Origin of the sequence: Listeria immobilis, assembly GCF_014322765.1 — a bacterium.
Taxonomy (GTDB): Bacteria; Bacillota; Bacilli; order Lactobacillales; family Listeriaceae; genus Listeria; species Listeria immobilis.
The window spans coordinates 1-26567 of record NZ_JAASTZ010000016.1 but is presented as its reverse complement, the minus strand read 5'-3'; the positions used below and the strand labels follow the sequence as shown (position 1 = coordinate 26567).

The window sequence follows — 26567 nt, the reverse complement described above, 5'->3', positions numbered from 1 at the left end:
ATTTCCTAGAAAGACGATGGTATGTTTAAAACAACCCAAATAGAAAGATGAGGAAACTTTATGACAAACTCTCGCAAAGAAATGCATCACAAAAAAACGTCCCTTTTTACTAAAATTATAAAAATAACTAGTATTACTTTATTAGGACTTATTTTTTTCTCTATTACAGGATTAGCAACTAAGTATTATATTGCGGTTCAAAATACTATGTCAAAAATCAATGTCCCTCTAGATACGAGCAATAAAACCAGTTCTGATTTAGAGAAGAAAAAACCTTTTTCGGTCTTATTAATGGGATCCGATGCTCGTTCCGGTGAAAAAAATGGTCGTGCTGATACAATTATCCTTGCCACAGCTAATAAACAACAAAACAATGTAAAAATGGTAAGTATTCCACGTGATACTAAAATTGATTATGGTAATGGGGATATTGGGAAAATCAATGCCTCTTATTCAAAAGCTGGCCCATCAGGAACCGTTGAAGCAGTAGAAAAATTAATGCCCGGTGTTCCAGTAGATTACTTTATTTCTATTAACATGGAAGGGTTTAAAGATTTAGTGGATGCTGTTGGAGGAATTACTGTTTATAACGATATTGACTTAACCTCTGTAAATAGTAAATTCGTTAAAGGAAATATCACTTTAGATGGTACGGAAGCTTTACAATATGTTCGAATTCGTCATGAAGATCCTCGAGGCGACTTTGGCCGACAAGATAGACAGCGTGATGTTATAATCGGAATCGCCAATAAAGTGGTAAGTACTTCTGGTGTTTCTAATTTTGAAAGTATTATGAAGGCGGTTGGTGATAACTTTCAAACCAATATGACCTTAACGGATATTACTGCAATCGCAACAAATTACGCTTCCGTTCTTAAAAATGTAGACTCCGAAGAACTAGAAGGTGAAGGAGAAATGATATATAGCGAGTCATATGGGTTTGATTTATATTATTTTGTACCGGATGAAGAAGCATTAGAAAAAGTCATCGCCATGTTCAAAAAAAGCTTAGATATTACTGATTAATAAAAGGATAGTGAAAGCAAATCAATGCTTTCACTATCCTTTTTATTTATGCTCTTCCACTAATGTTTCCATTTCATTTATTACTTCCGCACATGCTTTTTGATGATACTCAAAAACGACTTCATAATCCGCTTCTTTATCCTTCTCTAAAGTTACGTGATAAAGAATTTCAATATGATTAATAGCTTTTTCAAATAAACTTGTAAACTGGAACATTGGGTCATCAAAAGTTGTGCTCGGTACAAAACTACTATCCGTAATAATTTGTTCTCTCAAGTTTCTTAAATCTATTAGCTGTTTCCATAATGATTTTATGTTTGGTGCTAACTGTTTCACATTTTCAGAAGTAATATTCATCGTTTTTATTTGCGCTAAAATAGTTGTTTCATGTGTTGTAAAAACTTGATTCATTTTTTTAGTTTTATTTCGTGGATATAGTGCGTATACAAGAAAACCTATGACTAAACCAATCATTGTATCTAATAATCGGTCCCTTAAAAAGACAATTGGCTCGCCGTTTCCTTTTCCAACAAGTACCATCACAGTAATAACAACAATAACCATCGTAAATTTTTTTGTAAAAAGATAGCTCAACATTACTGCCAGCGCTGCACCAACCGGAATCATAATAAAATGATGGTTTGGAACTAATAAGTAAAGAAATGCCGCAAGTAACCCACCAATAATCGTTCCAACAATCCGTTCGATGCTTGATTTATAAGTTGCTCCTTTTGTCATTTGAGAAGTAATATAAATAGCATTAAACACATATGTCGGATAAACAATCCAATCTCCCATAATCGGAAATAATAGAATGACAATTGTTATACTTATAAGGCTTTTGGCAACACGAGGATCAAGAGCTAATCTTTCTTTTAAAGAAATCTTTTTCATTTCTTAGGCCCTCCTTGCAAGAGTTCCGACATGCCATTTTGGATAATTTGAAAGTTCTCCACAATTTTTTTCACGTGATATGATACAACCGGGTCAGCCTCACTTGAATTAATCTCATTTGAAACTGCGATATTCATTTGTTGAAGCGCTTGTTTAGCTTCAGCCGACAAACCCGCTCTACCAATATCTTGTACTGTTTGAACATGGAAAAAGAGCGCTAAATAGCTGGGCAATAAATCTTGATATATCTTCACATGGTGTGGATCTGCTTTTTTACTAGCACTATATTCTTTAATAAACATTTGTGATTGAACAAATATATTGTACAGCGGTTTTTTCACAAAAGTTCCATTATTTTTAAATACGCTTTCGATTTCTTTTTCGAATAAACCTATTAATTGTTTCATAATTGTTTGAATCGTTTTTTCTAGCGGCAAATGTATGTATTTAACAACCAACCGAACTAAAATGAAAAAAATAAGTACATCTATAAGAGCGACAATAACCATTGTATAAAGTGGCATTGGTAAATCTTCTGTTCCTAAAAAATAAAGCGCCGTCCCAATAGCAAGTGTCATAACCATGTATTTTTGCGGCATAGTAAAATTCACTGCTAATATTAAAATCACCATAACAAGATAGTAAATATACACATTTATAGGGAGTAAAATAGTGCTAGCTATAACAAAAACACATGCTAATGTAAAAGCTAAAGCAATTTTCGGTATGGCTTTTCGTGTAATCGCATAAGTTGGCTGCATGGAAAGAATTCCTATCAAAACTACAATAGGTAGTACACCAGATAAATCTGGAAAAATAACTGTATGGAACACTACACAAATACTAGCAAAAATAAAAACTTGTAACATTTGAATCAACCCGCGTGCCCCAATTTTATCAAGTAAAAACTTTTTCATCTTTCCCCCCTCTTTCCATTATTCAATTTAAGCTCTGTAACTATAATAGAAAAGAAATGGCTAGATAGCAAATTTGAGTAATGTTCCAAATAAAAAAAGCCTAGAAATATAAAGGATTTATACAAACATCACTATATATTGCTAAGGTCTCTTTTTTTATTGGATTTTTTCTTGTAGTCGTTCGATATCATCATCCGAACCAATAACAATTAAAATATCGCCTTCGTGAAGCACATCATTCGCTTCTGGTGTAATGATCATTTGTTTATCTTTTTTAATTCCGACAATATTAACACCAAATGAATTACGGAAATCTAGGTCGACCAAACTTTTCCCGAGAAAGCGCGGATCGGAAACAGAAATTTCGACTAGACTATACTCATCAGATAATTCTAGATAATCAAGCATATTTTTAGATACGATATAATGAGCAATTCTTCGTCCCATATCTCGCTCAGGATGTACTACTCTATCTGCACCAATTTTATCTAATAGTTTGGCATGTTTATCATTTGTTGCTTTTGCAGTAACATATTTAACACCCATTTCTTTTAAAATCAGTGTGGTTAAAATACTTGACTGAATATCTTCTCCAATTGCGACAATCACATGTTCAAAATTACGAATTCCTAATTGACGTAGCGCATTTTCATCCGTAGAATTAGCGATGACCGCATGTGTTGCAATCGACATATATTCATTGACTCTTTCTTCATCAGAATCAATTGCAAGTACTTCCATTCCTTGCTCCACTAAAGAGCGACAAATGCTTCCACCAAACCGCCCAAGACCGATGACTGCAAACCCTTCTTTCATGTCCTACTACCTCCTTGTTACTTCTTCTCCACTAAGTCATGTTTAAATGCATAAATCGCCGCTTGAGTACGATCTTGCACGTCTAACTTAGATAAAATATTACTTACATGCGTTTTCACTGTTTTAAGTGTAATGAAAAGTTCATCAGCAATTTCTTGATTAGACTTTCCTTCTGCAATAAGTAGCAGAATTTCATTTTCACGATTCGTTAAATCATCATGTAAGTTTTTTTCTGGTTTGGCAGTTAGACGCTGCATCATTTTGCCCGTTACTTCTGGCTCTAGAACAGAATCTCCACCATATGTAGCACGAATCGCATCGGCAATTTCACTGGCAGTAGATGTTTTTAACATGTAACTGCTTGCTCCTGCTTCAAGCGCTGGATAAACTTTCTCATCATCAATAAAGCTGGTTACAATAATAATTTTTGCTTCTTTCCAGTTTTTCATAATTTCTTTCGTCGCTTCAATACCATCCATTTCATCCATTACTAAATCCATTAAGATTATATCTGGACGTAATTCTAAGGCCATATCAGCACCTTGTCGACCATTTTCTGCTTCTCCGACTACATCCATATCATCTTGTACAGAAAGATAAGCTGAGACACCTATACGTACCATTTCGTGATCATCTACTAGCAATACTTTTATCATTCGCTTTCCACGTCCTTCTTCGCAACAAGTGGGATTTTTATTTCTACACTAGTTCCTCTACCTGGGAAACTAATTATTTTAATTGTGCCACCAAATTCGGCAACTCTTTCACGCATATTTTGTAAACCATAAGAGCCTTGTCGAACATTGCTCATATCAAATCCTACTCCATCATCTACAACTTTCATCACAGCCAAATTGTCCATTGTGACTAGTCGAACTTCTAGTAATTTGGCTTTTGAATGGCGTAATGTGTTAGATAATAGCTCTTGCACAATTCGAAAGAGATGGTCCTCAATGCCTTTTTGCAAACAAATATCTTCAATTTGCCAATCTACTTCGATTGGCAATTTTGTTGTTAACTCTTTTAATAATTGTTCAATTCCAATTTTAAGCGATTTCCCTTCAAGCTGTGTTGGGCGCAGATGAAGTAATAGCGCACGCATTTCCGACTGCGATTCATTAACGATAGATTCTACCATCTTCAATTGTTTTTGCATTGCAGGTGTGGCGCTTTTCTCGCTTTGTTCATTTAATGCCGATAAAAGCATCATCGCCGCAAATAATTGTTGGCTGACAGAATCATGTAATTCGCGAGCAATACGATGCCGTTCTTCGGATAAAATAGCTTCCTTGGTTTGACCAGAAGATTCAGATCGTTCATTCGCTAATTTTTGCGTTAAAATTGTTTGTGCTTTCATTTTATCACGTAAACGGTCGATTTGCTTGTATACTTGCTGCACCTCAATAAAATTCTCGTCTTCTTCGCTAGTAATTTTTTTTTCTAAGTCGCCTTGTCCAAGCAAACGGATAGAAAAATCAATCGATTCGAATTTTTGCTTGATGAAATAGCCAAGTAATCCACCAATAATCAGTCCAATGGAAATGGCAGTTATCGGAACAAAAACAACAAACGGAATGTAAAAGATCTTTTGCTCAATTAAAATTTTATACCATGAGGCTTCACTTAAAAAGTAATAGCCCACTGTCCCGATAATCGAAGCTATAAGCAGTAGCCCTGAGCAAACTACCATCATCACTCTAGAAAAACTCATAGTCGAATCACCTCTAAATCTCCAAAGATAACAGACGTCATGATTTTTACTTTACGTGCGGAACCTTCATAATTATCCGAGTATACCTTGATGCTATTATTTTGAATGGAGGTACTTTCTTTATCATATTGTATATTTCCAAAAATAGCCGAATGTTCAATACAAATCCCAATATCAAACGGTACGAGTAATCGAATTTTCCCTGAGACACTGCGAATCATAATAACACTTTCGCCAGTTGGAAGTACTGTATTTCCTAAATCAATAATCGTATCGCCAATTCCTGTTTGAATATTTATATCATCCCATTCGTACACTAAATCTAGAATCCGTTGATTACCAAACCACTGATTACGAATAAATTTATCCGTACGATCCATTTTACTTTCGGGTTCTCTTACTTTAAGCATTAATAATTGGGGGGCCCGCTTTCGACTTACGTAATGGATGATTGCATAAATCCCAGCAACAACGAGTCCTACTTTAAAAGTGGTTGTTAAAAGTACCGCAATAATAATAAATACTACTCCAATAAACAAGGAGTTTCTAGCACTTTTCTTTGTTGCATTAGCTTTTCTTGATGTAAATAAGAAGAATATTCCAAGTGCAAAAAGAATTAGTAACTCCCACTGAAACAGCATTTCAAGACCAACACCAACAATAATCGCAATTAAAAATACAAAAACAACCGAGCTTTCCATTTTTTTCAAGCTGACACACCTCCTTAAGTCAATCTTTAGACAAAGTTAATTCTTGTTTTTGCGCTACTTTGTACATGCTGTATTTATTATAGCGAGCATATGCCAAATGAAACAAACCGCGCTAGTTGGAACATCTACTACTACTTTAGTCGGAGCTTTCGTCTGTTAGTTTTGTATTAATCCCATTTTCTTGGGTAATTCGTTTTGCTTTTAACAGTGTGCCAATTGCACGCTTAAACTGCGCTTTACTAATACCGAATTTGGCACGAATCGCATCTGGGTCCGACTTATCTCCAAATGGCATTTCTCCACCAACACTTCGTAAATAGGTTAAAATCATTTCTGCATCATCATTTAATACCTCATGTGCTCTACCACGAAGCGATAAATTAAGAGAGCCATCTGGTTTTACGGCAATTACACGCGCCTTCACACGTTCACCCATTCGTGGTTCAGATGTTCGTTCGCTTTCATGAATAAAACCAATATGGAAATCATCTGTAAAAACGAATGAACCTACTTTTAATAAACGATAAATAGTGCCTTCGATATTTTGATTAAATAAAGTTTGGTCTGCGCGAACAGCAATTGCTCGAAATTCATCTTCTTCTGCTAGAACTCCCCAAACACGATTTTCTTCATCTACTCGAAGGGCAATCATTACTCGATCATCTTTTTTCGGCCATAAATGCGGTAATGCAGGTAAATCATCTAAAGAGACAACGACATCTTTTTCAATACCAATATCTACAAAAACCCCTAGATGTTTACGCACTTCGGTTATTGTTCCCCAGCTATAATGTCCTACTTGAATTTTGGGAATGATTGTTGTTGCTGCAATTTCACGATCATAGTCTACAAAAATAAATACGGTTACTTCTGTTCCAACAGCAAGCTCCGTTTCATGTGTATTTGATTTAGCTAAAAAAACAGTTACGCCCTCTTTCTCAAGAAGCCAACCTGTAGCTTGAATTTCTTTTACTGTCATTATTTGGCTTTTGCCAATATAGTTATTCACTTTTTTTCCACCTTTTTTAATAATAGTCTTGTTTTATTATAGCGTATCTATGTAAGTTAAGCTACCTGCTATATTGAATCAAGCTTGATTAATATACTGCTTTAAAGTATCCATATTTTCTTTTAAAATATCCTTTGAAAAATCATTTGCCTCTCTAGCAGCACTTCCTACATGATAGTCTGTATGATTTAATGCAGCTTGAAAGGTGGCGATATTTTCTGGTTTAACGCCACTTCCAACCAAAATTTGAAAAGAATCTGGGTTTTCTTCGCTATCTTGAATCCAACGTTTAAGACGTGGCAATGAATCAAGCGCGCTATTTGTCCCACCTGAAGTTAATAATTGATTAATGTCTTTTCCATATGTGCGTAAAACTTGATAACTTGCTTCAATATCTTTAGTTGCCTCAAGCGCACGGTGAAAAGTAAGGTCTAAATCACCTTTCCAGCCAATTACTCTTTCTAAAAGTGCTTGATCAATATTGCCTTCTTCAGTTATTCCACCATAAACAATTCCTTGCACACCAATTTCTTTTGCAAGCTCAATGTCTCGTTCCATCACAGTCCTTGCTGCTTCATCATATATAAAAGAAAAGCTATGTGGACGAATCATCATCATTGCCGGTAATTTAGAAGCGCGCACTATTTCTTTTATAGTACCATAGCTAGGAGTTAATCCACCTTCACTTATAGCTGAGACTACTTCCATTCTACTTGCATGATATTTTTCTGCTAAGTATGCATCTCTTGGATTTTGAACTATCACTTCTAACATATTATTTCGCTCCTTTTAATATCTAATTACCTTCATTCTACCCTTTTACTAGACAAAAGAATACTAAAAAATCCATGAAAAGGAAATTACCTTCTCATGGATTTTTGATGTAAATTATTTTAAGTTAGTTGTAAATACTTCTGTTTTTCCAGCAGTTGTATTGGTAACTGAATGGAAGTCAAAATCATATATACCTTCTGAACTATTTGTTACAACCATAGGAACAACAGTACTTGCGGCATTCTTTTCAATAAAATCAAAGTCTGCTTCCACTATTGGATCTCCTACTTTAACTTTATCCCCCATATTTACTAATACGTTAAAGCCTTCTCCATTTAGAGCCACTGTTTCTAAACCAATATGCACAAGAATTTCTTGTCCCATATCCGTACGAATCCCAAAAGCATGTTTTGTTTCTGCAAGTTGAATAATTTTCCCATCAACTGGAGCTACAATGGTTCCTGTTTCTGGTTTAATCGCAATACCTTCACCCATCATTTTTTGGTTAAAAACTGGATCTGGCACATCTTCAAGTGCAATAAGTTGTCCTGTTACATGTGCAAATACTTCTTCCTTTTTATTCTTTTTTAATAATTTTTTAAACATCCGTCATCCTCCTAGCAAATTCATGAGTCGATTACTATTTTACCTTTTTAAAGAAGAAAAGGCACGAAGAAAGTATCAAATATTTTTTGAACTTCTTCCTGCCTTTTTTCACGTTTATTTACTTACTTTTAAATCTTCAATCGAATTTATATTTGTCATATATTTAGGTACTGCTAGACCAATTTTGGCGCCTTTTAAGTTAGCTCCTAAATCCTCAAACTTTCCTTTGTAATCTTTATAGTAGACTCCGGAAGTGTTTGGAAGCCATGCTGCAACCATACCATCAGCTGCATCAGTTGCAACAGATGCCCACATTGGCTGAATTTCCATCGCTTGAATAGTAGGTTTATAGCCAACTTGTTTTAATGCTTCGGCGACGACATTGGTAGATGCTATTTCAGAATCCCAAGCTACATAAGTTAGCTTAATTTCATCCCCATCTACTTTTTCTACGCCATCAGTCCATTTGGCGACTTTTTCTGGATGCTTTTTAATCCATTTTTTAGCAGCTTCTTCTGGATCTACGCCATCATTAACTTCTAGCATGACTTCAGACATATCTTCAGCCGTCCAAAAGAAATTATCTAACACTTGGTACGCAGAAGGTTTATCTTCTTTTAAGCCTTTGCGCACTATTGTGTGAATATTTTCTGCGTCCCCATAAACATTTTTAGGATCTTCTAAAAATTTTAAGTCGAATTTTGTAAACATCCAGTGTGGTGTCCAACCAGTGACAACAATTGGGCGCTTATCTTTCATTGCCTTTTGAAGTGTGCTAGTCATTGCCGCAGTGGAACTTGTTTGTAACTGCCAATTGTCATCATCTAAATGGTAATCTTTTATCGCATTTTGAGTTGCAAGCATAATTCCTGCCCCAGCATCAATTCCTGTAATTGTATAATTGATTTGTTCGCCTAAATCTTTTTTCGCATCATAAGGAGCAAGGGTTGTCCCGCAGGCTGCTAAAGTGAAAATAAGCATAGTCAAAACTGCAGTGGTGATTAATTTTTTTAGCAATCTACTCTCCTCCTTACTCAGATTTCGCTTTTTTATTGAAAGCTTGTGTTAAACGGTCTAGGATAATCGCTACAATAACAATAGCAATCCCAGCTACAAATCCGCCACCAGCATCGTTACGTCCTACTGCAAAGTAAACACGTGTTCCAAGTCCCATTGCACCAATCATAGAAGCAATGACCACCATGGAAAGAGCTAACATAATACTTTGATTAATTCCTGCCATCATTGTGGATTTCGCCATTGGTAGTTGTACTTTCCAAAGTTTTTGCCAAGGGGTGGAACCAAATGAATCTGCTGCTTCCACTAGCTCCGTAGATACTTGGCGAATACCTAGATTAGTCATTCGGACAGTTGGAGGCATCGCGAATATTACAGAAGCAACAACCCCGGGAACCATTCCAATTCCAAAAAACGCTACGGCAGGAATGAGGTAAACAAAGGCTGGCATTGTTTGCATAAAGTCAAGTATCGGTTTAAAGATACTTTCGACAATATTACTTTTCGCCATCCAAATACCGAGTGGAACACCGATAACTAAGGCAATTAAACTACTTGTAAGTACCAGTGTTAATGTTTGGGTCATATCGCGCCAGAAATCTAAATTCCAAATTAATAGCAAACCAACAACTTCAAATGTGATTAAACCCCATTTTTTTCCTTTACGGTTAACCCAGAATGTTCCAAGTACAAGTAAAATAATAAATAACCATGGTGGAACTAAGTCAAAGACCCACTGGAATGCATCGACAATACCGCCAATGATATTTGTAATAACATTAAAAAATCCTTCAAATTGCGTTAAGCCGTCTACCAATTTATCAATCCAGTCAGCTAATGGAATCGTTGGAATATTAGGCATTAACATTCACCTCATTTCCAGAAAGTGCGGCCAGAACTGATCCGCGAATAATGATTCCTTTCAGTTTCCCGTCTTCTGTTACGGCAATTGGAATCGTAGTAGTTGAGATAGTGTCCATAATTTCTGCTAGTGGTGTATCTGGTCCAGTTGTTGGAACATCACTGTGTATTGCCGACTCAAGAGAAGTAATGTTTTCTTTTACAAGCTTAGATACTTCCGCAGCATGGACAATTCCAACTAATTCACGATTACGTTTAACAACAAACACACTGGAAGTTCCAGCTTCACGCATCCGTTTTAAAGCAACTCGAGGGCCATCTTTTTCAAAATTAACGATTTCTGGACGTATCATTACATTGCTCGCTGTATAAACTTTGGAACGATCGACATCTTCAATGAATTTTTCTACATATTCATTTGCCGGATGCGCCAAAATATCTTCTGGAGAACCAGTTTGAACAATAGAACCGTCGCGCATAATCATAATATGGTCGCCAATACGAAGCGCCTCATCTAAATCATGGGTAATAAAAATAATTGTCTTTTTCATTTTATCTTGCAAATCCAGCAATTGATCTTGCATATCTTTCCGATTAAGCGGATCAAGAGCGGAGAAAGCTTCATCCATTAGCAATATATCTGGATCATTAGCAAGTGCTCTTGCTAGACCAACACGTTGCTGCATTCCACCAGAAAGTTGCGAAGGATATTGATTACCATAACCAGCTAAGCCAACAAGTGCAAGCGATTCTGCTGCTTTTTTCTCACGCGTTTCTTTGTCCATTCCTTGAATTTCAAGACCATATTCTACATTACGGTTAATCGTTCTATTTGGAAATAAGCCAAAATTTTGGAAGACCATACTCATACTTTTTCTTCTAACTTCCAAAAGTTCTTTTTTATTTAAGCTAGAAAGTTCTTTTCCATCTAGCCAAATTTTTCCGCTTGATGGCTCAATTAGACGGTTTAAAAGTCGCACCAAAGTGGACTTCCCACTACCAGAAAGCCCCATAATAACGAAAATTTCTCCTTCTTCTACGCGAAAAGATGCTTTATTAACACCAATTGTCGCTCCTGTTTCCTTCAAAATATCTGTTTTTGATTTTCCCTGAGAAAGTAAAGAAGATGCCTTAGAAGCTTTTTTTCCAAAAATTTTCGTTAGCTCTTCCACTTTAATCTTGCTCAAAATAAAATCCCCTTTCTTTTTTAAATTACATTTTTTACTAGGCAAAAATTTGGCCCAAATTACTTTTAAAAAAAGCAATAACATTAACCATTGTACACAAGTTTCGCTTATGTTTCACATCTTACAGTTTAATTTGGGCTATTTTAAACTTTTAAGGAAGCGCCACCATCTTACAACAACAGCGGCTGACAGATTTTAAAAAAAGTAGTAATTTCAATACAAAATACGGCTTTAATTTTTAAAAAATTATTTTTGATATAAGCAATTTTGTTAAATATTTGTTAGAATAGAAAAGGACATTTCATTAGGAAGGGGTGAATGAAATGGATGGAGAACTTTCAAAGGATGTGAACCAGAAAGTGAACTTACTAAAACAGTGGTTCGATTCAATTGATTGGGATAAATTTTGGAATTATATTATTTCACTTGGAATAAAAATTGCTATCTTAATCGTTCTTTACTTTATACTTCGCGTGGTTGGTAATAAAATTATTCGTAGCTTCTTTCGCAAGTATCGGCAACAACAAGCTGTTTCAGCCGGTCGAGCGGATACACTTGAAAGCTTAATTTCAAATTTTTATGGGTATGTTTTATTTTTCACTTTTGCGATTTTATTATTACAGAACTTTATGGATGTTACCGCCATTATCGCAAGCGCTGGAGTTGCAAGTTTGGCAATTGCTTTTGGAGCACAAGGACTAGTTAGTGATGTCGTAACTGGATTTTTTATTCTTCTCGAACGGCAACTTGATGTTGGAGATACGATTACTGTTGACTTGGTTAACGGAACAGTCGAAGCGCTCGGTCTACGAACAACACAGGTGCGTGATTTTGATGGTACATTACATTTTATTCCTAACAGACAAATTATGATTGTTAGTAACCATTCCCGCGGTAATATGCGTGTTATGGTGGATATTCAAATAAGTCCAACAGAAGATCCAGAAAAAGCAATCGCAATCATCAATGAAGTTTGTATAAAAGAAGCAAAAGAAAACAAAAATATCGTGGAATCACCGGTTGTGCTTGGTGTCCAAAATATTGACGCCACCAATATGGTAATCCGCGTGGTAGGTAAAGCTGTGAACGGCGAACAATATTCCGTTCAACGAGATTTACTAAAAAATATTCGCGAAGCTTTAACAGAAAACAAAATCGAGCTTCCACTTCGCTTTGTTAGTACATTTGGACCTAACAACAATTAAAAAGACGTAAATTCGCTCATTTATTGAACGAATTTACGTCTTTTTTACTTGCTTTCTAAAAAGCGGATTAATACATCCATTGCAAATGGAATAGCTTCTTCTTTTGGATTTAATTTTGCGTGATGAAGACTATATTCCGAGTCCACACCTAGCCAAAACATAAAGCCTTTAATTTCCGATAAAAAGTAGCCAAAATCTTCCCCCGTCATTGCTGAACGAGCTGGAGTATAGCTTTCAGGATAGTTTTCCTTTAAAAACTGGATAAATTCTTCTGTCTCAGCTGGATCATTATCTACTTGATAATAATTCGAGCCAGGATGAAATTCTACTTCACATTGGTAAGCTTCTTCCCACCCTTTTGCCAGTTGTTTTAAACGCGTCCACACTGTTTTCATTGTTTCTGGTGAAAGCGTCCGAATCGTACCGTCTAAATAGGCAGTTTCCGCAATTACATTTTGAATTTCTCCACCGCGAATTCGTCCAATCGTAATTACCGCACTATCCATTGGATCAATATTTCTGCTAATTATCGTCTGCATTTGTCCAACAAAGGCGCTCGCTGCTACAACCATATCATTTGCCAAATGAGGATATGCCGCATGCCCACCTTTTCCTTTAAATGAGATAAAAAGTTCTGATGTATTGGCGAATAGTAAGCCAGGTTTAATCGCAATTTCTCCAACTTTATACTCTGGTGCAATATGAAGTCCATAAATAGTGTCTGGACGCCACGCCGCAAACTCAGCGCTTTCCATGATTGGTTTTGCTCCACCAGGCCCTTCTTCTGCAGGTTGGAATACAAAGAGTAAATTATCTTTTGCTGGTTTACTTGCAAAATGCGTCAAAACACCAAGCGCTATACTCATATGTAAATCGTGACCACAAGCATGCATATTTCCAAGATGCTTCGATTCAAAAGGCAGACCCGTTTCTTCGGTAATTGGAAGTGCATCTATATCCGTGCGATAGCCAATTGTTTTTTCAGGATTGGTTCCTTTTACTAAAACTAAAATTCCTGTGCGCCATTTTTTTATTTCTAAATATGTTGTTGGCAATTTGCTAATATATTCTAATAAATAAGCTTGGGTTTTTAATTCTTTGTATCCAGTTTCAGGAATTTGGTGTAAGTCACGTCGAATGGCAATAAATTCATTTAACATGGTTATTCTCTCCTTCTAAAAAAGGACTGCTCCGCCAACAGACGAAACAGTTCCTTTCATTTTTTAAAGTTGGCGAAGTTCTTGCATAATTTCTGTTTTAGAAGCCGTTTTTGCATCTAGTTTTTTTAGTTCGCGTGCAGGAATACCAGCTACAACTGTCCCTGGTGCTACGTCTTTTGTTACGATTGCTCCAGCTGCCACAACTGCTCCTTCTCCAATACGCACACCCTCTAAAACAACCACGTTTGCTCCCACTACAACATTATCTTCTACAATAACTGGTTGTGCGGATGGTGGCTCTACTACACCGGCAAGGACAGATCCAGCACCGATATGGCAATTTTTACCTACTGTTGCACGACCGCCTAGCACAACATTCATATCAATCATAGTACCGTCGCCGATAACAGAACCAATATTAATGCTCGCTCCCATCATGATTACAGCATTATCACCAATAGTTACTTGGTCGCGAATAATTGCACCTGGCTCAATACGCGCGTTAATATTTTTCATATCTAACAAAGGAATAGCCGAGTTACGACGATCGTTTTCGATAACGTAATCTTCCAAATTCGCTTTGTTTGCTTCTAAAAGTGGTTCAATAACTGCCCATTCTCCAAAAATAGTTCCCGCGTTTCCAGTAATGAATGTTTTTACATCACTTGGAAAATCTATTTTTTCTAAATTTCCTTTTAGGTAAACTTTTACCGGTGTTGCTTTCTTGCTATTTTGAATAAAAGAAATAATTTGGTGTGCATCCATTTGTTTCATGAATAATTGTCCCCTTCCAATACGTTCTGTTTTCTATTTTGCCATAGCTATTTCACTTGTTCAAGGAATTTATCTATTATTTCTAAAAACGCCTTCACTTGTGGTAAGCCAAGCGATTGTTCATATGTCAGTAAATTGGTTTCTCTGCTAAGAATGGATCCGTTTTTTTCTGTTAGTGGAATTTTATTGATTTTATCTGGGTAGCCTAACATGGTAACTTCAGGTAAAATGGCAAAACCAATACCGTTAAGAGCCATCTGACGGGATGTTTCCATTTGATCCATAAGCATTGCTTGGCGTGGCATTTTCCCAAAATTGCGTTGCCAGTAATCTTGAATTACCTGATAATAATTGGAATCACTTCGAAATTGCACAAAAGGTCGGTTTGTTTGGAAAACTTCTTCAATTTTCGTAATTTCAGTATCTACGAGAATTAATTTATCATTAAAAAGTGGTTTTTGGACACTTTTCCAATTAGAGTTTCCGCGAACGATACCAATATGAACATTTCCAGCAGCTAGTTGTTGTGTGACTTCGCTGCTCCAACCTGTTACAAGCGAAATTTGTACATTTGGATAGGCGCTAGTGAATGTTTTTAAAACTCGTGGAAGCCACATTTGGGCTACAACACTTGCACAGGCAATTCGCAAAGTTCCACGGACGACACCTTCCATTGCTTCTAATTTTTCTTGAATCGTATGTTCTCGCTCAATCACACTCGAAGCATGACGAACGATTGCTTCTCCTTCTGGTGTGAGTAATAGACCTTTTTGTGTACGAATAAAAATCTTTGTATCCCATCTACTTTCGATAGTTTGTAGGCGCTGTGATAAAGCAGGCTGACTTAAAAAAAGTTTTTCCGCGCTTTTACGCATATTAAGCTCTTCTGCTAGACAAACAAGTAATTCATATTCCGTTACAATCATCTATTTTCCTCCACGTGCGAATGAATATAACGATTGACTTGTTTTAAAACAACCCGTCTTGTAACAATTCCTTCAAAGTGAAACTCATGATCAATTACACATACAAAAGGATGGTCAACAAGCAGATGAACAATTCTTTCGTTATTCAGAAAATCTTTAATCACTGGGAAATCTGTTTGCATGACATCTTCTACTTTTAGGTCTTCTAAGCGTTCAAATTCAATACGTTCAAGTCCTAATATTGCATCTGTAATCATTGCTGCACTTATTAAGCCGTGAAGTTTAAATTCAAAGTCTAGTACAGGAATAACAGAGTAGCCACATTTAGTTAAAACAAGTAGTGCATGTTCTAAATTATTACCAAGCTGTACGTGAGCTACTTTTTCAGCAGAAATCATCGAATCAGCTAATTCGCTATCAATAAATTGTCCAAATCTATTAGAGATCATTTAGAATCTTCCTCTTCCTTGTATTTTCATGTTCTTTATGAAGTTACTTTCAACTAAAAAAAGATATTGAAACTTTTTCCATCTTCTATTCTATCATACAATTAAGCATGATTTCTTACATTTAGTGTTTAAAAGTTAATTTTTTACATAAAAAAAGCTGTGAAAACAATTCACAGCTCTAACCTAAAAAACAAGGCTACGTTATTCATTTTCTTGTAATGTTTCAAAAATTTCGATAGCTGTCATATCAATATCATCAAATTGATATTTACTATTGTCGCCATAAATTTCTACTTCAAATGAGTTAGAGGCTTGAAAAAACTTCACTTCGCACACGGGCGTACCATTTTTTTCAAAGCGTCTTGCTTGTGTTTCAGCAGACTCATCTTCTTGCATTGCATGTAACCGTTGAATAATTCCCAATAACTGAGACATCTTACACTCTCCTCTCAAATCCACCAACTGACGTGCAAAAATATTGCATACCTTGCAGTTTTACTGGCATGGCAATGCTTTTTACATACTTCCTCAAAACTGGTTTTTTTCGCCATATCTTATTTCTTTCACTATACTACCAAATTTTATCGCAAACCGCACGTATAACGCAAGGGTTCTGGAAATATTCAGAAAAAGTAATTTTTTTAAACTAACTAGAAAATCACTTTTTATTCTTGATTACACTCATTTAATCCCAAAAAAAGACTATAAAAAAGGTTTCTACTTTTTTATAGTCTTCTATAATTAAAACTCATTTTTACGATTGGCGGTAGTACTTATAATCATTTTTGTCGCACGAACAATCGTTTTATGACGATTAAATCCCTTCACGCAAATTGTTTGGTCGCCGATAGTAGCAAAAACCTCACCCCAAGAACCACAGGGATTAAAACCGTATGCATGTATTTTCAATAAGCCGTCTTTCGTTGGAAAAAAGAGAGCTTCATATTTACCTGTTTTCGTCATATCCACTGGCTCCTTCCAAATTCAACCCATCATTTCTAACTGAAAATGATTATCATTATTAAAACTATCTTATAGCATTCTACTTGAAAGTGCAAGGCTTTTTAAGAAAATTTTCAGATATTTTGCTTTTCGCCTGTTTTAAGCTATAATGGAATGAAACTATAAAGCTTACTCCCGCCTGAATTTATCGGGGTTTTCTTCTAAAGAAAGGTGATAACATTGACTAAATCTATTCGTCCAGAATTATTTGATATTGAAGTAAGTGGGATTAGAACTTTTAATAATCGAGTGAGCACCATTCCTGATATGATTCGCTTAACACTTGGTGAACCAGACTTTCCAACTCCTGAACATGTGAAACAAGCAGCCATTCAAGCTATTCAAGCTAATTTCACCAACTATACGCCTAATGCTGGCATGCCTGAACTATTAGCAGCGGCCTCAAGCTATTTTCAGGACAAATACAATTTAGAATATAGCACAAATGAAATTATCGTTACTGTGGGTGCTACAGAAGCTATTTCCGTTGCACTTCAAACCATCCTTGAACCAGGTGATGAAGTTATTTTACCGGACCCAATTTATCCTGGCTATGAACCGCTAATTACCTTAAACAAAGCAACACCCATAAAAATAGACACAACTAAAACAAATTTCAAATTAACTGCAGAACAATTACATAAACACCTCACACCAAAAACAAAAGCATTAATTATTCCTTATCCTTCTAATCCAACTGGTGTTAGTTTAACGAAAGAAGAATTAGCTGATTTAGCAGAAGTATTACGTGAAACTGGCATTTTTGTCATTGCAGATGAAATTTATAGTGAATTAACTTATCACAAAGAACATGTTAGTATCGCTCCAATGCTGCGAGAACAAACCATTGTGATTAATGGCCTATCAAAATCTCATGCGATGATTGGATGGCGAATTGGTTTTCTACTCGCACCAGAATCAATCACAAAAGAAATGCTAAAAATTCATCAGTATTCTGTTACTTGCGCAAGTTCTATTTCTCAAAAAGCAGCTTTAGAAGCAATCACAAACGGTAGAGATGACGCCTTTCAAATGCGTACAGAATATAAAACAAGAGCAAGCTTCACGCAAGATCGTTTAGAAAAAATGGGATTTACGGTAGTTCCACCAGATGGAGCATTTTATTTCTTTGTAAAACTTCCAGATAACATTTCCGATAATTCTTTTGATTGGGCAGTTAAACTTGCGGAAGAAGCAAAAGTAGCCGTTGTTCCTGGTAATGCTTTTTCAGAAAATGGAGATCGCTATTTCCGGCTTTCTTATGCAACATCTTTTAATAAACTTGCAGAAGCACTTGACCGAATGGCCGCTTTTTTAGCAAAATAATAAATCCATTACTTTGGTTAAATTATTCTTAAAACAAAAAGTAGAAATCTTCTATAGCTCATTTTAAAATGGCTTTAGATACGATTTCTGCTTTTCTGATGATACCTAGTCTCGCTTTAACGATAGAATTTGATTAATGCTTGGGTGCCTTCTTCACTTAAGCCACGATCAGCAAGCGTTTGATACATTTTTTCTGCTAAGATAAGACCTGGTAATTCAAGTCCCATTTGTTTTGCTTCTGAAATCGCTATTCCCATATCTTTAATAAAATGTTTAATAAAGAAACCAGGAGAGAAATCTTCCACTAATACACGAGGAATTAAATTGGTTAGTGACCAACTCCCTGCCGCGCCACCTGAAATAGATGTAAGTACTCGCGCTGGATCCAGTCCAACAGTCTCTGCATAAATAATGGCCTCGGTCACACCAATCATATTGGAAGCAATCGCAATTTGGTTAACCATTTTTGTATGTTGTCCAGAACCAGCAGCTCCTTGTAATATAATACTGCTGCCTAAAATGTCAAAAATAGGCTTCACTTCTTGGAATATCGTTTCTTCTCCTCCAACCATAATCGCTAAAGTACCGTTTTTTGCACCAATATCTCCACCAGAAACTGGAGCATCAAGAACGCCAATACCGTTTTCTTTTCCTTTTTCTGCTATTTCTCGAGCTAAAGATGGTGATGATGTTGTCATATCAATAGCTATCGAGCCAGCTTTTAAATGATTTAAAAACCCATTATCCCCTAAATAAAGTTCCTCCACATCTTTAGGATAGCCTACCATCGAAATAAGCACATCAACTTTCGCCGCCAGCTGACTTGGTTCCTCTTCCCAGTGCGCACCATTAGCTAATAGTGCTTCTGCCTTTGATTTAGTGCGCGTGTACACAAAAACCTCATAACCCGCCTTAAGCAAGTGAGAAGCCATACTTTCTCCCATGACACCAATACCAACAAATCCAATTTTTTTCATTTCCAAAAACTCCTATCCAAAACTAATTCCTATAACTGACAAAACCGCAAAACAAACACTAATTAATCCAACAAATACAAGGTGTACTTTTTTATACATAACTACAATCGCAATGAACTCTCTTATAAGTGCATTGGGTAAATAATAAAGCGCGGTTTTTGCGCCAATACCTTGACTTTGTAAGCCAGCTTTTCTTGCATACAAGCTTGCTCGAAATAAGTGAAAATTATTTGTTGCAAATAGACTAGAATAACTAGACATAATGGCATCCATCTTCTTTTTCGAAAATTGCATATTCTGAAATGTATTAACCGACTTATCTTCCATGATAATAAAGGTCTCATCAATTCCTTTATTTATTAGATATCTTCTCATTGCCTCTGCTTCTGAAATAGTCTCATTCGCACCTTGTCCACCAGAAACAATAAAAGTAGCTCGTTTTCCATTTTTGTTAAATTGTTTCTGATAAAACAAAATTGCTCGATCAAGTCTACTTGCAAGTAATGGTGGTACTCTATCACCGCCTATTAAGCCACTTCCAAGCACAATTAGAAAATCTTGGTGATACCTCGGAAAATTATATTGATAGATAAAAGTCGACAATAGAAAGGATAAAAATAAGAACGAGAAATAACCTACAATTGTCATAATAAATACAATTAGAATTGCAAGGACTGGGCTATTCGCCCGTGAAATATTACCAATCCAAATAATAATAAGCAAAATAATTCCTAACCCAATAAATAATGGTAACATATTAGCTAATTTTCGCCCTTCACGTTGGAGCATTAATCGTCCGTTAACAATTAACATCGTTGCCAAGCCAATGACAAAAAATGGCGTAAGAAGTAGCAATAAAAGTAACACAGTCCCTATTATCATAACAATTAATTCATTTCCTTTGGAGAAAACGGCATAAACAATTGAAAGTAATATAAAAAATAAAGCAATTGTTAAAAAAATCCCATTGCTGATTCTTCGTCTATCAATAATAGATAAAACAATAAAGAGAAGTAAGAAAAATCCCGCTAAAAAATAGATAACCACTCTTGTTGCCCCCTTTTTACTCATTGCCATTTTAATTATACTTGGGGAACTTCTTTAATACAACACAAAAAGACCTAGACAATTAAATGTCCAGGTCAATAGTCAGATTTTACTCTGCAGTATATTTTTCAACTAATTCTACAACTTCTTCTGCTGTAGATTTGTTTAATGCTTCTTCTGCTAATTTCACCATTTCCGCTTGATCTAGACGTTTAATTAGCGAACGAGATTTCAAGACACTGGATGCGCTCATAGAAAACTCATCTAAGCCTAAACCTAGTAGAATTGGTACAGCCGTTTGATCTCCAGCCATTTCTCCACACATACCAGTCCATTTACCCTCTTTATGAGAAGCATCAATTACCATTTTCACTAAACGAAGAATGGATGGATTGTATGGTTGGTAAAGATAAGAAACGCGTTCGTTCATACGGTCAGCAGCCATTGTATACTGAATTAAGTCATTTGTTCCGATAGAGAAGAAATCAACTTCTTTTGCAAATTGATCAGCAAGAACAGCGGCAGCAGGAATTTCAATCATAATTCCAAGTTCAATGGAATCAGAAACTTCTGTCCCAGCAGCTTTTAGTTTTGCTTTTTCATCTAGTAAAATATCACGTGCTTGACGGAATTCATTTACTGTTGCAATCATCGGGAACATAATTTTTAAATTGCCGTATACGCTTGCACGAAGCAAGGCGCGAAGTTGTGTACGGAACAATTCTTCATTAGCAAAACAAAGACGAATAGCACGGAAGCCTAAGAATGGATTCATTTCTTCTGGAAGTTCTAAGTATGGTAACGTTTTGTCGCCACCAATATCTAAAGTACGAACAACCACAGATTTTCCGTCCATTCCAGAAATCACTGCTTTATACGCTTCAAATTGCTCTTCTTCTGTTGGGAAATTCTCACGACCCATATACAAAAATTCTGTACGATAAAGTCCAATTGCTTCCCCACCATTAGAAATTACACTTTCTAAATCATTTGGCGTTCCAATGTTTGCTGCAAGCTCCACATGAACACCATCTTTAGAAACGGTTTTTTCATTTTTAAGTTTATCCCATTCTGCTTGTTGTAAAGCAAAATCGGCTTTAATTTTTTTATAATGAGCGATTTGTTCTTCTGTTGGGTGGATGATAACATTACCTTCCAAACCATCAATAATAACAATATCATTTTTTGCTACACTAGCAGTAACTTCTTTTGTGCCAACTACAGCTGGAATTTCAAGTGAGCGTGCCATAATAGCCGAGTGAGAAGTACGTCCACCAATATCCGTTACAAAACCCTTAACAAAATTACGGTTAAGTTGCGCGGTATCAGAAGGCGTTAAATCTGCTGCTACAACAACTACTTCCTCATCAATTAAAGCTGGATTAGGAATAGTTACACCAAGTAAGTGTGAAAGAACACGTTTGCGCACATCTTTAATATCAGCTGCACGTTCACGCATATATTCGTTGTCCATAGATTCAAACATGCCAATAAACATGTCTGTTGTTTCTTGTAAAGCTGTTTCTGCATTGGTATTCGTAGTTTTGATGCTCTCTTCAATTGGTCCTGTTAATTCAGGATCATTTAAAACTAAAAGATGCGCATCAAAAATTTGAGCCTTATCTTCGCCTAAGTCTTTAGCTGCTTTTTCACGAATCATTGAAAGTTCAGTTCTAGAAACTTCTAACGCGCTTTCAAAACGTTTGACTTCACTTTCAACATCCGTAACTTCTACCTTTTCATAGGAAAGATCAGGTTCAACGAGCAGATAAGCTTTCGCAATGGCAATCCCATCAGATGCTGCGATACCTTTCAACTCTTTAGCCATTATTCAGCCAATCCTTCTTTCTTAAGAACTTCAGTTAGTCCTTCAATTGCTTCTTTTTCATCGCTACCTTCAGTGTAAATAGTGATGTCAGCGCCTTTACCAATACCAAGGGACATAACACCCATGATTGATTTAAGGTTTACTTTTTTGCCAGTATATTCAATTTGAACATCCGAGCTGTATTTACTTGCAGCCTGCACCAATAGAGTTGCTGGGCGTGCGTGAATTCCTGTTTCATCGATTACTACAAAACTTGCTTGTTCCATAATTTACATTCTCCTTTGTAAAGAAATTTGTTGTAACCTTTTAAGCCAAAAAATTTTCAGCAAAAAAGACTATCCCTCAATTAAAAAGAGTACCATGTTTTACCCTTTGTTACAACTATTTGATTAAAATTTTTTAGATTGTTTTTTCATGCGCGTGCTTCCCTTCTCTTTTTTCTATAGATAAAAATGCAACCACTTTCTTAACAATTGTCACGAAATCGTCGCTTTTATAGAATAAAATAGTACTTTTGGAAGGCTTATAGTTGATTTTCATCGTTTTTTAGTGCAAAATTTAAGGAAGGTTCAAAAAGCATACATTCTTTTTCAGCAAGATAGTGGCAACACCGAAATTGGAAGGAGTGATAATAATGGCAAAAGCACACGTTGGAGACATTATTGAATTTAAGGATGGCTTAACTGGAATCGTTGAAAAACTAAACGAAAACTCTGTTATAGTCGACTTAACTTATATGGAAAATTTCAAAGATTTAGGCATTGAAGAAAAAACCGTTGTGAACCACAAAAATTATCAAATTATTCATTCTGTTGAAGAAGATACGGATGAAGAAGAAACCGAAGAATAAAAATCAAATTACATTTTCAGTGCGCAAAAATAAAGCATTTTAAGTACGTTTGCTTTATGTTTTTGCGTTTTTTATATGTGTGAAAATCGGGAAAGTAGGGCTTATTTATGGAAAGTAAAACAAAAATCGCGATTATTGGTGCTGGTCCTGGAAGTCTAGCTGCTGCTATGCTCCTTAGTCAGTTAGATTATGAAGTGAGCATTTATGAAAAAAATGATCGAATAGGTGGTCGAACTGCCTTACATAAAATGGGAAAATATTCGTTTGATATTGGTCCGTCCGCGCTGACAATGCCGCACGTTCTTACTTCTCTTTTTATGGATTGCAAACGAGATATACTAGATTATGTTTCTTTACTACCAATTAATCCAATACACACCCTTTATTTTAAAGATATTACTTTTCCACTATACAGTGACTATGCAGCGACTAAATCGGTTATCGCAACTTACTTCCCAGGTGAAGAAGAAGGTTTTGATCGTTTTATGAAAGAAAATACTAAAAAAATGCTGTATATAACACCTCTCAATCAATTTAATTATAGTTCATTATTTGACTTTTTCCGCCCCACCACCATACGTGCAATTCCAAGTTTAACGTTAGGCCGATCATTAATGGATGATTTAGCGAGATATTTTAATAGTAAACATCTTCGTTTGGCATTTTCGCTTCAGATGCGTTATTTAGGAATGTCACCATGGGATATTCCGGCAGCTTACAGTATTATCCCCTTTTCCGAATATTACTACGGAACTTATCATCCTATTGGTGGACAAAATAAAATTGTTGAAGCGATGCAACAAGTAATTACCGAAAATAAAGGTAAGTTCTATTTCAACTCAGAAGTAACAGAATTTGAAATAAATGGCAAAGAGATTACTGGCGCTAGATTGGCAAATGGTCAAGTAATTGAAGCAGATTATTATTTTACAAATTTGGATTTTATGTATTCGCTGACAAATGAAAAAAATAAACATGTTGAAAAAAGGGAATATTCCTCTTCTGCTTTCATGCTTTATTTGGGATTAAATACAGAATTACCCTTTTCACATCAGTCTATTATTTTTCCTAGTAATTACCGAGAATTTTCTACCAATATAATGCAAAAGAATGTCCTCTCAAAAGATTTGGCCATCCATTTAACAAACCCTTCTGCGACAGATAACACCATGGCGCCAATTAATCATTCTAGTATTCGAATCATGGTTCCTGTTCCAAATAATTCCAGTCAAATCGATTGGGAAAAAGAAACACCGGCTTTTAGACAATTGATTTTAGATACTGTAAAAGAGAGACTGGATATTCCAGATTTAGAAGATTTTATTGAAGAAGAATTTATTATCACACCCGCTGACTGGGAAGAAAAATACCATATCAAACATGGTGCAGTATTTGGCTTACAACATGTTTGGAATCAACACGGTTTTCTGCATTTCTCTAAAAAAATACCTACTTATAAAAATTTATTTGTCATTAGTGCTGGCGCAATGACTGGTAGTTCGCTTCCATATATAATCGAAAATGCGCAAATCGCAACAAAGAAATTTTTACAAAAAGAAAAGAAATCCAAGTAGTTAATTACTCAGATTTCTTTATTTTTTTGGGTTCTTTTTCCAAACTAAAAAAATAACAGACTGTAAAAATAATATTTGAAACAATAATAATTGCAATTGATGTCCATAAATCAAGATAGAAAGATAAAAAGACGAAAAAAGCAATTATAATCCAGTAGACAATGACAATTTCTGATTTTAAATCGGGGTATTTGAGCCGTTCCCAGCTATCCGTTAAACTTAAAATAAAGTAAATCATTAAATGTAAAATAAGCCCTAATAACCACCAATTAATAAAATCTGATAGTTGCATAATCGTAAAACCATTTTGTGTAATATAAAGCTGTTTTGATTGCATGGTAATCGGCTCAATTAAAACTTCAAAAATCATCACCATCGTTGCAGCTATAAAGGAATAAATACCACCACGAATCCAGTCAATATTAATTTTCAAGGTAATTTCACGTGCTATAATATGGGTCCCAGCAATCATTCCCACCCAAATAAATCCCATTGTGATTGGAATTCCGTAAATACTTCCTCCAAGTGTAGAACCAACATATTCATCTGTATAACTTAACTGCATCCATTCAATACAAGTACTTACAACAAAAATGAGTAATGTTATTGCCGAACCGAGCCACTTACCATATTGCATAATAAAGAAAACTGCCGCAAAAATACCTGTAAAAACAAGAAACAGCGATTGGATAGTTGTTAAATATGGTGGAACAATATTTAAGGAAACAAGTAATACGTTACCTAAAAACCAAAAAATATAAATCCATAGTAAAATTTTGTAGTTTTTTTCTAGCATCTGTTAACCACTCCTATTTTTTCATTATAAAGGAATTATGAAATTCTACAACTTTTATCTTATCTTTAGTATAATTGTTGCCAAACGTTTTCTTTTGTTTTAAAGTAGTATGATAAGTATTTGTTAAGAAGAGGTGTAAAGTATTTGAAGAGCATCAAGATTGATTATAAACTTGTACTGGGACTTATTCTATGTGCCCTACTTGTTATATTAACATATCAGTTTCCTCGTGTTTTTTGGTATTTATATGGGGCTGGGATGTTATTTTTACTTAGTTTTGTGATTTTTAATGATGATTTAAAAAAAGAATATTCCTTTACTAAAGGAATATTACCCGGTATTTTTTCTGGAATAGTTCTCTATATTGTCTTTTACATAGGTGCGTTTCTTCTTAAAATTATGCCAGGAAGTTTAGAAAATTCTGTGGCATCCGCTTTCCATAAATATGCAACAGATTCCTGGGTGATTTGGCTACTTTTAGTTGTTGCTATTATTCCAGGTGAAGAAATATTTTGGCGTGGTTTTGTTTTAAAACGCTTGAATAACTATTTTAATCCTTGGTTTGCTAATATATTTGCTGCATTATTATGTATGGTAATGATGCTCCCAAGTGGGAATTTTGCTGCTATTATCGGCATATTTGTCGCTTCCCTCGCTTGGAATGTGATGTATTCCTATCGTCCTAGCTTACTCATGGTTTATCTTTCTCATCTAACTTTTGCATTTTTATTATTGGCAGCACTACCTATTTATTAATAATACCTAAAAAGCCTCCTAATTTGTAGTGACCCCAAAAAGTTAGACTTTTTATAGAGTGGATTTTTCCACTCTATTTTTATACAGTTTTTTGATTGAAACGTCGAAACTCTACCGGACTTTTCCAGTTAAGCTTTTCATTGATTCAATAATGATTGTAATAATAAATATAATTCTCAATGGCTTGTCGTAACTCATTTTGACTTCGATAAACTTTTCCATAATACAATTCTTGCTTTAGAATACTGAAGAAATTCTCCATAGGAGAATTATCTAAACAGGTTCCTTTTCTAGACATACTTTGAAAGATACGGTTATCCTTTAATGTTTGTACATAGGTCTTCATTTGATACGCCCAGCCTTGATCAG

General features: G+C 35.4%; 29 protein-coding genes and 1 pseudogene. 6 read left to right on the top strand and 24 right to left on the bottom strand.

From position 1 onward, the window contains the following. Nucleotides 1–60: 60 nt before the first annotated feature. The gene (locus HCJ50_RS12130) at nucleotides 61–1026 is read left to right on the top strand and encodes an LCP family glycopolymer transferase (RefSeq protein ID WP_185395735.1); all 966 of its coding nucleotides are present in this window, start codon (nucleotides 61–63) and stop codon (nucleotides 1024–1026) included. Nucleotides 1027–1068: 42 nt separating this feature from the next. On the opposite strand, the gene HCJ50_RS12125 is transcribed toward HCJ50_RS12130, so the two are convergent. From HCJ50_RS12125 to HCJ50_RS12070, 12 genes are all read right to left on the bottom strand, one after another. Beyond that, nucleotides 1069–1920, bottom strand: a complete 852-nt coding sequence (locus HCJ50_RS12125) for an FUSC family protein (protein WP_185346278.1) — start codon at nucleotides 1918–1920, stop codon at nucleotides 1069–1071. Further along, nucleotides 1917–2837, bottom strand: a complete 921-nt coding sequence (locus HCJ50_RS12120) for a hypothetical protein (protein WP_185346280.1) — start codon at nucleotides 2835–2837, stop codon at nucleotides 1917–1919. The genes HCJ50_RS12125 and HCJ50_RS12120 overlap by 4 nt, the downstream gene beginning before the upstream one ends. A 156-nt stretch (nucleotides 2838–2993) precedes the next feature. Beyond that, nucleotides 2994–3653 (bottom strand): potassium channel family protein, encoded by a 660-nt coding sequence (locus HCJ50_RS12115; protein WP_003719245.1) that lies wholly within the window; start codon nucleotides 3651–3653, stop codon nucleotides 2994–2996. Nucleotides 3654–3670: 17 nt separating this feature from the next. Continuing rightward, nucleotides 3671–4309, bottom strand: coding sequence for a response regulator (locus tag HCJ50_RS12110; protein ID WP_185346283.1), 639 nt, complete (start codon nucleotides 4307–4309; stop codon nucleotides 3671–3673). Then, complete coding sequence (locus tag HCJ50_RS12105) at nucleotides 4306–5364, bottom strand: sensor histidine kinase (RefSeq protein ID WP_185346285.1); 1059 nt, start codon at nucleotides 5362–5364, stop codon at nucleotides 4306–4308. Before HCJ50_RS12105 ends, HCJ50_RS12110 begins: the two co-directional genes overlap by 4 nt. Next, nucleotides 5361–6074: a cell wall-active antibiotics response protein LiaF gene (gene liaF, locus HCJ50_RS12100; RefSeq protein WP_185346287.1), complete on the bottom strand. Its 714-nt coding sequence runs from the start codon at nucleotides 6072–6074 to the stop codon at nucleotides 5361–5363. Before liaF ends, HCJ50_RS12105 begins: the two co-directional genes overlap by 4 nt. 136 nt (nucleotides 6075–6210) lie before the next feature. Then, complete coding sequence (locus tag HCJ50_RS12095) at nucleotides 6211–7083, bottom strand: CvfB family protein (protein ID WP_185346289.1); 873 nt, start codon at nucleotides 7081–7083, stop codon at nucleotides 6211–6213. A gap of 78 nt (nucleotides 7084–7161) precedes the next feature. Then, nucleotides 7162–7857 carry a copper homeostasis protein CutC gene (locus HCJ50_RS12090; protein WP_185346291.1) on the bottom strand — a complete coding sequence of 232 codons (696 nt, stop codon included), beginning with the start codon at nucleotides 7855–7857 and terminating at the stop codon, nucleotides 7162–7164. Between the two features lie 114 nt (nucleotides 7858–7971). Then, nucleotides 7972–8463, bottom strand: coding sequence for a PTS sugar transporter subunit IIA (locus HCJ50_RS12085; protein WP_185346293.1), 492 nt, complete (start codon nucleotides 8461–8463; stop codon nucleotides 7972–7974). A gap of 114 nt (nucleotides 8464–8577) precedes the next feature. After that, the gene (locus HCJ50_RS12080; protein ID WP_185346295.1) at nucleotides 8578–9480 is read right to left on the bottom strand and encodes a glycine betaine ABC transporter substrate-binding protein; all 903 of its coding nucleotides are present in this window, start codon (nucleotides 9478–9480) and stop codon (nucleotides 8578–8580) included. A 13-nt stretch (nucleotides 9481–9493) separates the two neighbouring features. Then, nucleotides 9494–10342 carry an ABC transporter permease gene (locus HCJ50_RS12075; protein WP_185346297.1) on the bottom strand — a complete coding sequence of 283 codons (849 nt, stop codon included), beginning with the start codon at nucleotides 10340–10342 and terminating at the stop codon, nucleotides 9494–9496. Further along, entirely contained in the window at nucleotides 10335–11528 is a 1194-nt protein-coding gene (locus HCJ50_RS12070; protein WP_185346299.1) for a quaternary amine ABC transporter ATP-binding protein, read from the bottom strand. The genes HCJ50_RS12075 and HCJ50_RS12070 overlap by 8 nt, the downstream gene beginning before the upstream one ends. A gap of 359 nt (nucleotides 11529–11887) precedes the next feature. On the opposite strand from HCJ50_RS12070, the gene HCJ50_RS12065 reads away from it, so the two are divergent. Continuing rightward, nucleotides 11888–12733, top strand: coding sequence for a mechanosensitive ion channel family protein (locus HCJ50_RS12065; protein ID WP_185346537.1), 846 nt, complete (start codon nucleotides 11888–11890; stop codon nucleotides 12731–12733). Between the two features lie 44 nt (nucleotides 12734–12777). Here HCJ50_RS12065 and HCJ50_RS12060 read toward each other — a convergent pair whose 3' ends face one another. The 6 genes from HCJ50_RS12060 to HCJ50_RS12035 form a co-directional block, all read right to left on the bottom strand. Beyond that, a complete protein-coding gene (locus HCJ50_RS12060) occupies nucleotides 12778–13893 on the bottom strand; it encodes an N-acetyldiaminopimelate deacetylase (RefSeq protein ID WP_185346301.1) in 1116 nt (371 codons plus the stop codon). A 63-nt stretch (nucleotides 13894–13956) separates the two neighbouring features. Next, nucleotides 13957–14667, bottom strand: a complete 711-nt coding sequence (dapD, locus tag HCJ50_RS12055; RefSeq protein ID WP_185346303.1) for a 2,3,4,5-tetrahydropyridine-2,6-dicarboxylate N-acetyltransferase — start codon at nucleotides 14665–14667, stop codon at nucleotides 13957–13959. A gap of 47 nt (nucleotides 14668–14714) precedes the next feature. Continuing rightward, entirely contained in the window at nucleotides 14715–15593 is an 879-nt protein-coding gene (locus HCJ50_RS12050) for a LysR family transcriptional regulator (protein WP_185346305.1), read from the bottom strand. Further along, nucleotides 15590–16042, bottom strand: coding sequence for a cyclic-di-AMP-binding protein CbpB (cbpB, locus tag HCJ50_RS12045; protein ID WP_185346307.1), 453 nt, complete (start codon nucleotides 16040–16042; stop codon nucleotides 15590–15592). Before cbpB ends, HCJ50_RS12050 begins: the two co-directional genes overlap by 4 nt. A 201-nt stretch (nucleotides 16043–16243) precedes the next feature. After that, a complete protein-coding gene (locus HCJ50_RS12040) occupies nucleotides 16244–16477 on the bottom strand; it encodes a YkuJ family protein (protein ID WP_003719227.1) in 234 nt (77 codons plus the stop codon). A 306-nt stretch (nucleotides 16478–16783) separates the two neighbouring features. Then, on the bottom strand, nucleotides 16784–17005 hold the full coding sequence (locus HCJ50_RS12035; protein WP_185346309.1) for a hypothetical protein: 222 nt from the start codon (nucleotides 17003–17005) through the stop codon (nucleotides 16784–16786). Between the two features lie 219 nt (nucleotides 17006–17224). Here HCJ50_RS12035 and HCJ50_RS12030 point away from each other — a divergent pair, with 219 nt between their 5' ends. Next, entirely contained in the window at nucleotides 17225–18370 is a 1146-nt protein-coding gene (locus HCJ50_RS12030) for an aminotransferase class I/II-fold pyridoxal phosphate-dependent enzyme (protein ID WP_185346318.1), read from the top strand. A 116-nt stretch (nucleotides 18371–18486) separates the two neighbouring features. On the opposite strand, the gene HCJ50_RS12025 is transcribed toward HCJ50_RS12030, so the two are convergent. The 4 genes from HCJ50_RS12025 to HCJ50_RS12010 all read right to left on the bottom strand — a co-directional run bounded on the left by HCJ50_RS12025 (nucleotide 18487) and on the right by HCJ50_RS12010 (nucleotide 22488). Beyond that, the gene (locus HCJ50_RS12025; RefSeq protein ID WP_185346320.1) at nucleotides 18487–19347 is read right to left on the bottom strand and encodes an NAD(P)-dependent oxidoreductase; all 861 of its coding nucleotides are present in this window, start codon (nucleotides 19345–19347) and stop codon (nucleotides 18487–18489) included. Between the two features lie 12 nt (nucleotides 19348–19359). Further along, entirely contained in the window at nucleotides 19360–20394 is a 1035-nt protein-coding gene (locus tag HCJ50_RS12020) for a YdcF family protein (RefSeq protein ID WP_185346322.1), read from the bottom strand. Between the two features lie 109 nt (nucleotides 20395–20503). Continuing rightward, a complete protein-coding gene (ptsP, locus tag HCJ50_RS12015; protein WP_185346324.1) occupies nucleotides 20504–22222 on the bottom strand; it encodes a phosphoenolpyruvate--protein phosphotransferase in 1719 nt (572 codons plus the stop codon). Then, nucleotides 22222–22488 carry a phosphocarrier protein HPr gene (locus HCJ50_RS12010; protein WP_003719221.1) on the bottom strand — a complete coding sequence of 89 codons (267 nt, stop codon included), beginning with the start codon at nucleotides 22486–22488 and terminating at the stop codon, nucleotides 22222–22224. The genes ptsP and HCJ50_RS12010 overlap by 1 nt, the downstream gene beginning before the upstream one ends. 368 nt (nucleotides 22489–22856) lie before the next feature. Here HCJ50_RS12010 and HCJ50_RS12005 point away from each other — a divergent pair, with 368 nt between their 5' ends. Both HCJ50_RS12005 and HCJ50_RS12000 read left to right on the top strand, forming a co-directional pair. Beyond that, complete coding sequence (locus tag HCJ50_RS12005; RefSeq protein WP_185346326.1) at nucleotides 22857–23072, top strand: YkvS family protein; 216 nt, start codon at nucleotides 22857–22859, stop codon at nucleotides 23070–23072. A gap of 107 nt (nucleotides 23073–23179) precedes the next feature. Then, the gene (locus HCJ50_RS12000; RefSeq protein WP_185346328.1) at nucleotides 23180–24646 is read left to right on the top strand and encodes a phytoene desaturase family protein; all 1467 of its coding nucleotides are present in this window, start codon (nucleotides 23180–23182) and stop codon (nucleotides 24644–24646) included. Nucleotides 24647–24650: 4 nt separating this feature from the next. On the opposite strand, the gene HCJ50_RS11995 is transcribed toward HCJ50_RS12000, so the two are convergent. Continuing rightward, nucleotides 24651–25442 carry a DUF422 domain-containing protein gene (locus HCJ50_RS11995; RefSeq protein ID WP_185346330.1) on the bottom strand — a complete coding sequence of 264 codons (792 nt, stop codon included), beginning with the start codon at nucleotides 25440–25442 and terminating at the stop codon, nucleotides 24651–24653. 144 nt (nucleotides 25443–25586) lie between these two features. Here HCJ50_RS11995 and HCJ50_RS11990 point away from each other — a divergent pair, with 144 nt between their 5' ends. Continuing rightward, the gene (locus HCJ50_RS11990) at nucleotides 25587–26198 is read left to right on the top strand and encodes a CPBP family intramembrane glutamic endopeptidase (protein ID WP_185346539.1); all 612 of its coding nucleotides are present in this window, start codon (nucleotides 25587–25589) and stop codon (nucleotides 26196–26198) included. Nucleotides 26199–26346: 148 nt separating this feature from the next. Here the strand turns inward: HCJ50_RS11990 and HCJ50_RS11985 are convergent. After that, a pseudogene (locus HCJ50_RS11985) lies at nucleotides 26347–26567 on the bottom strand (transposase); the annotation flags it as partial.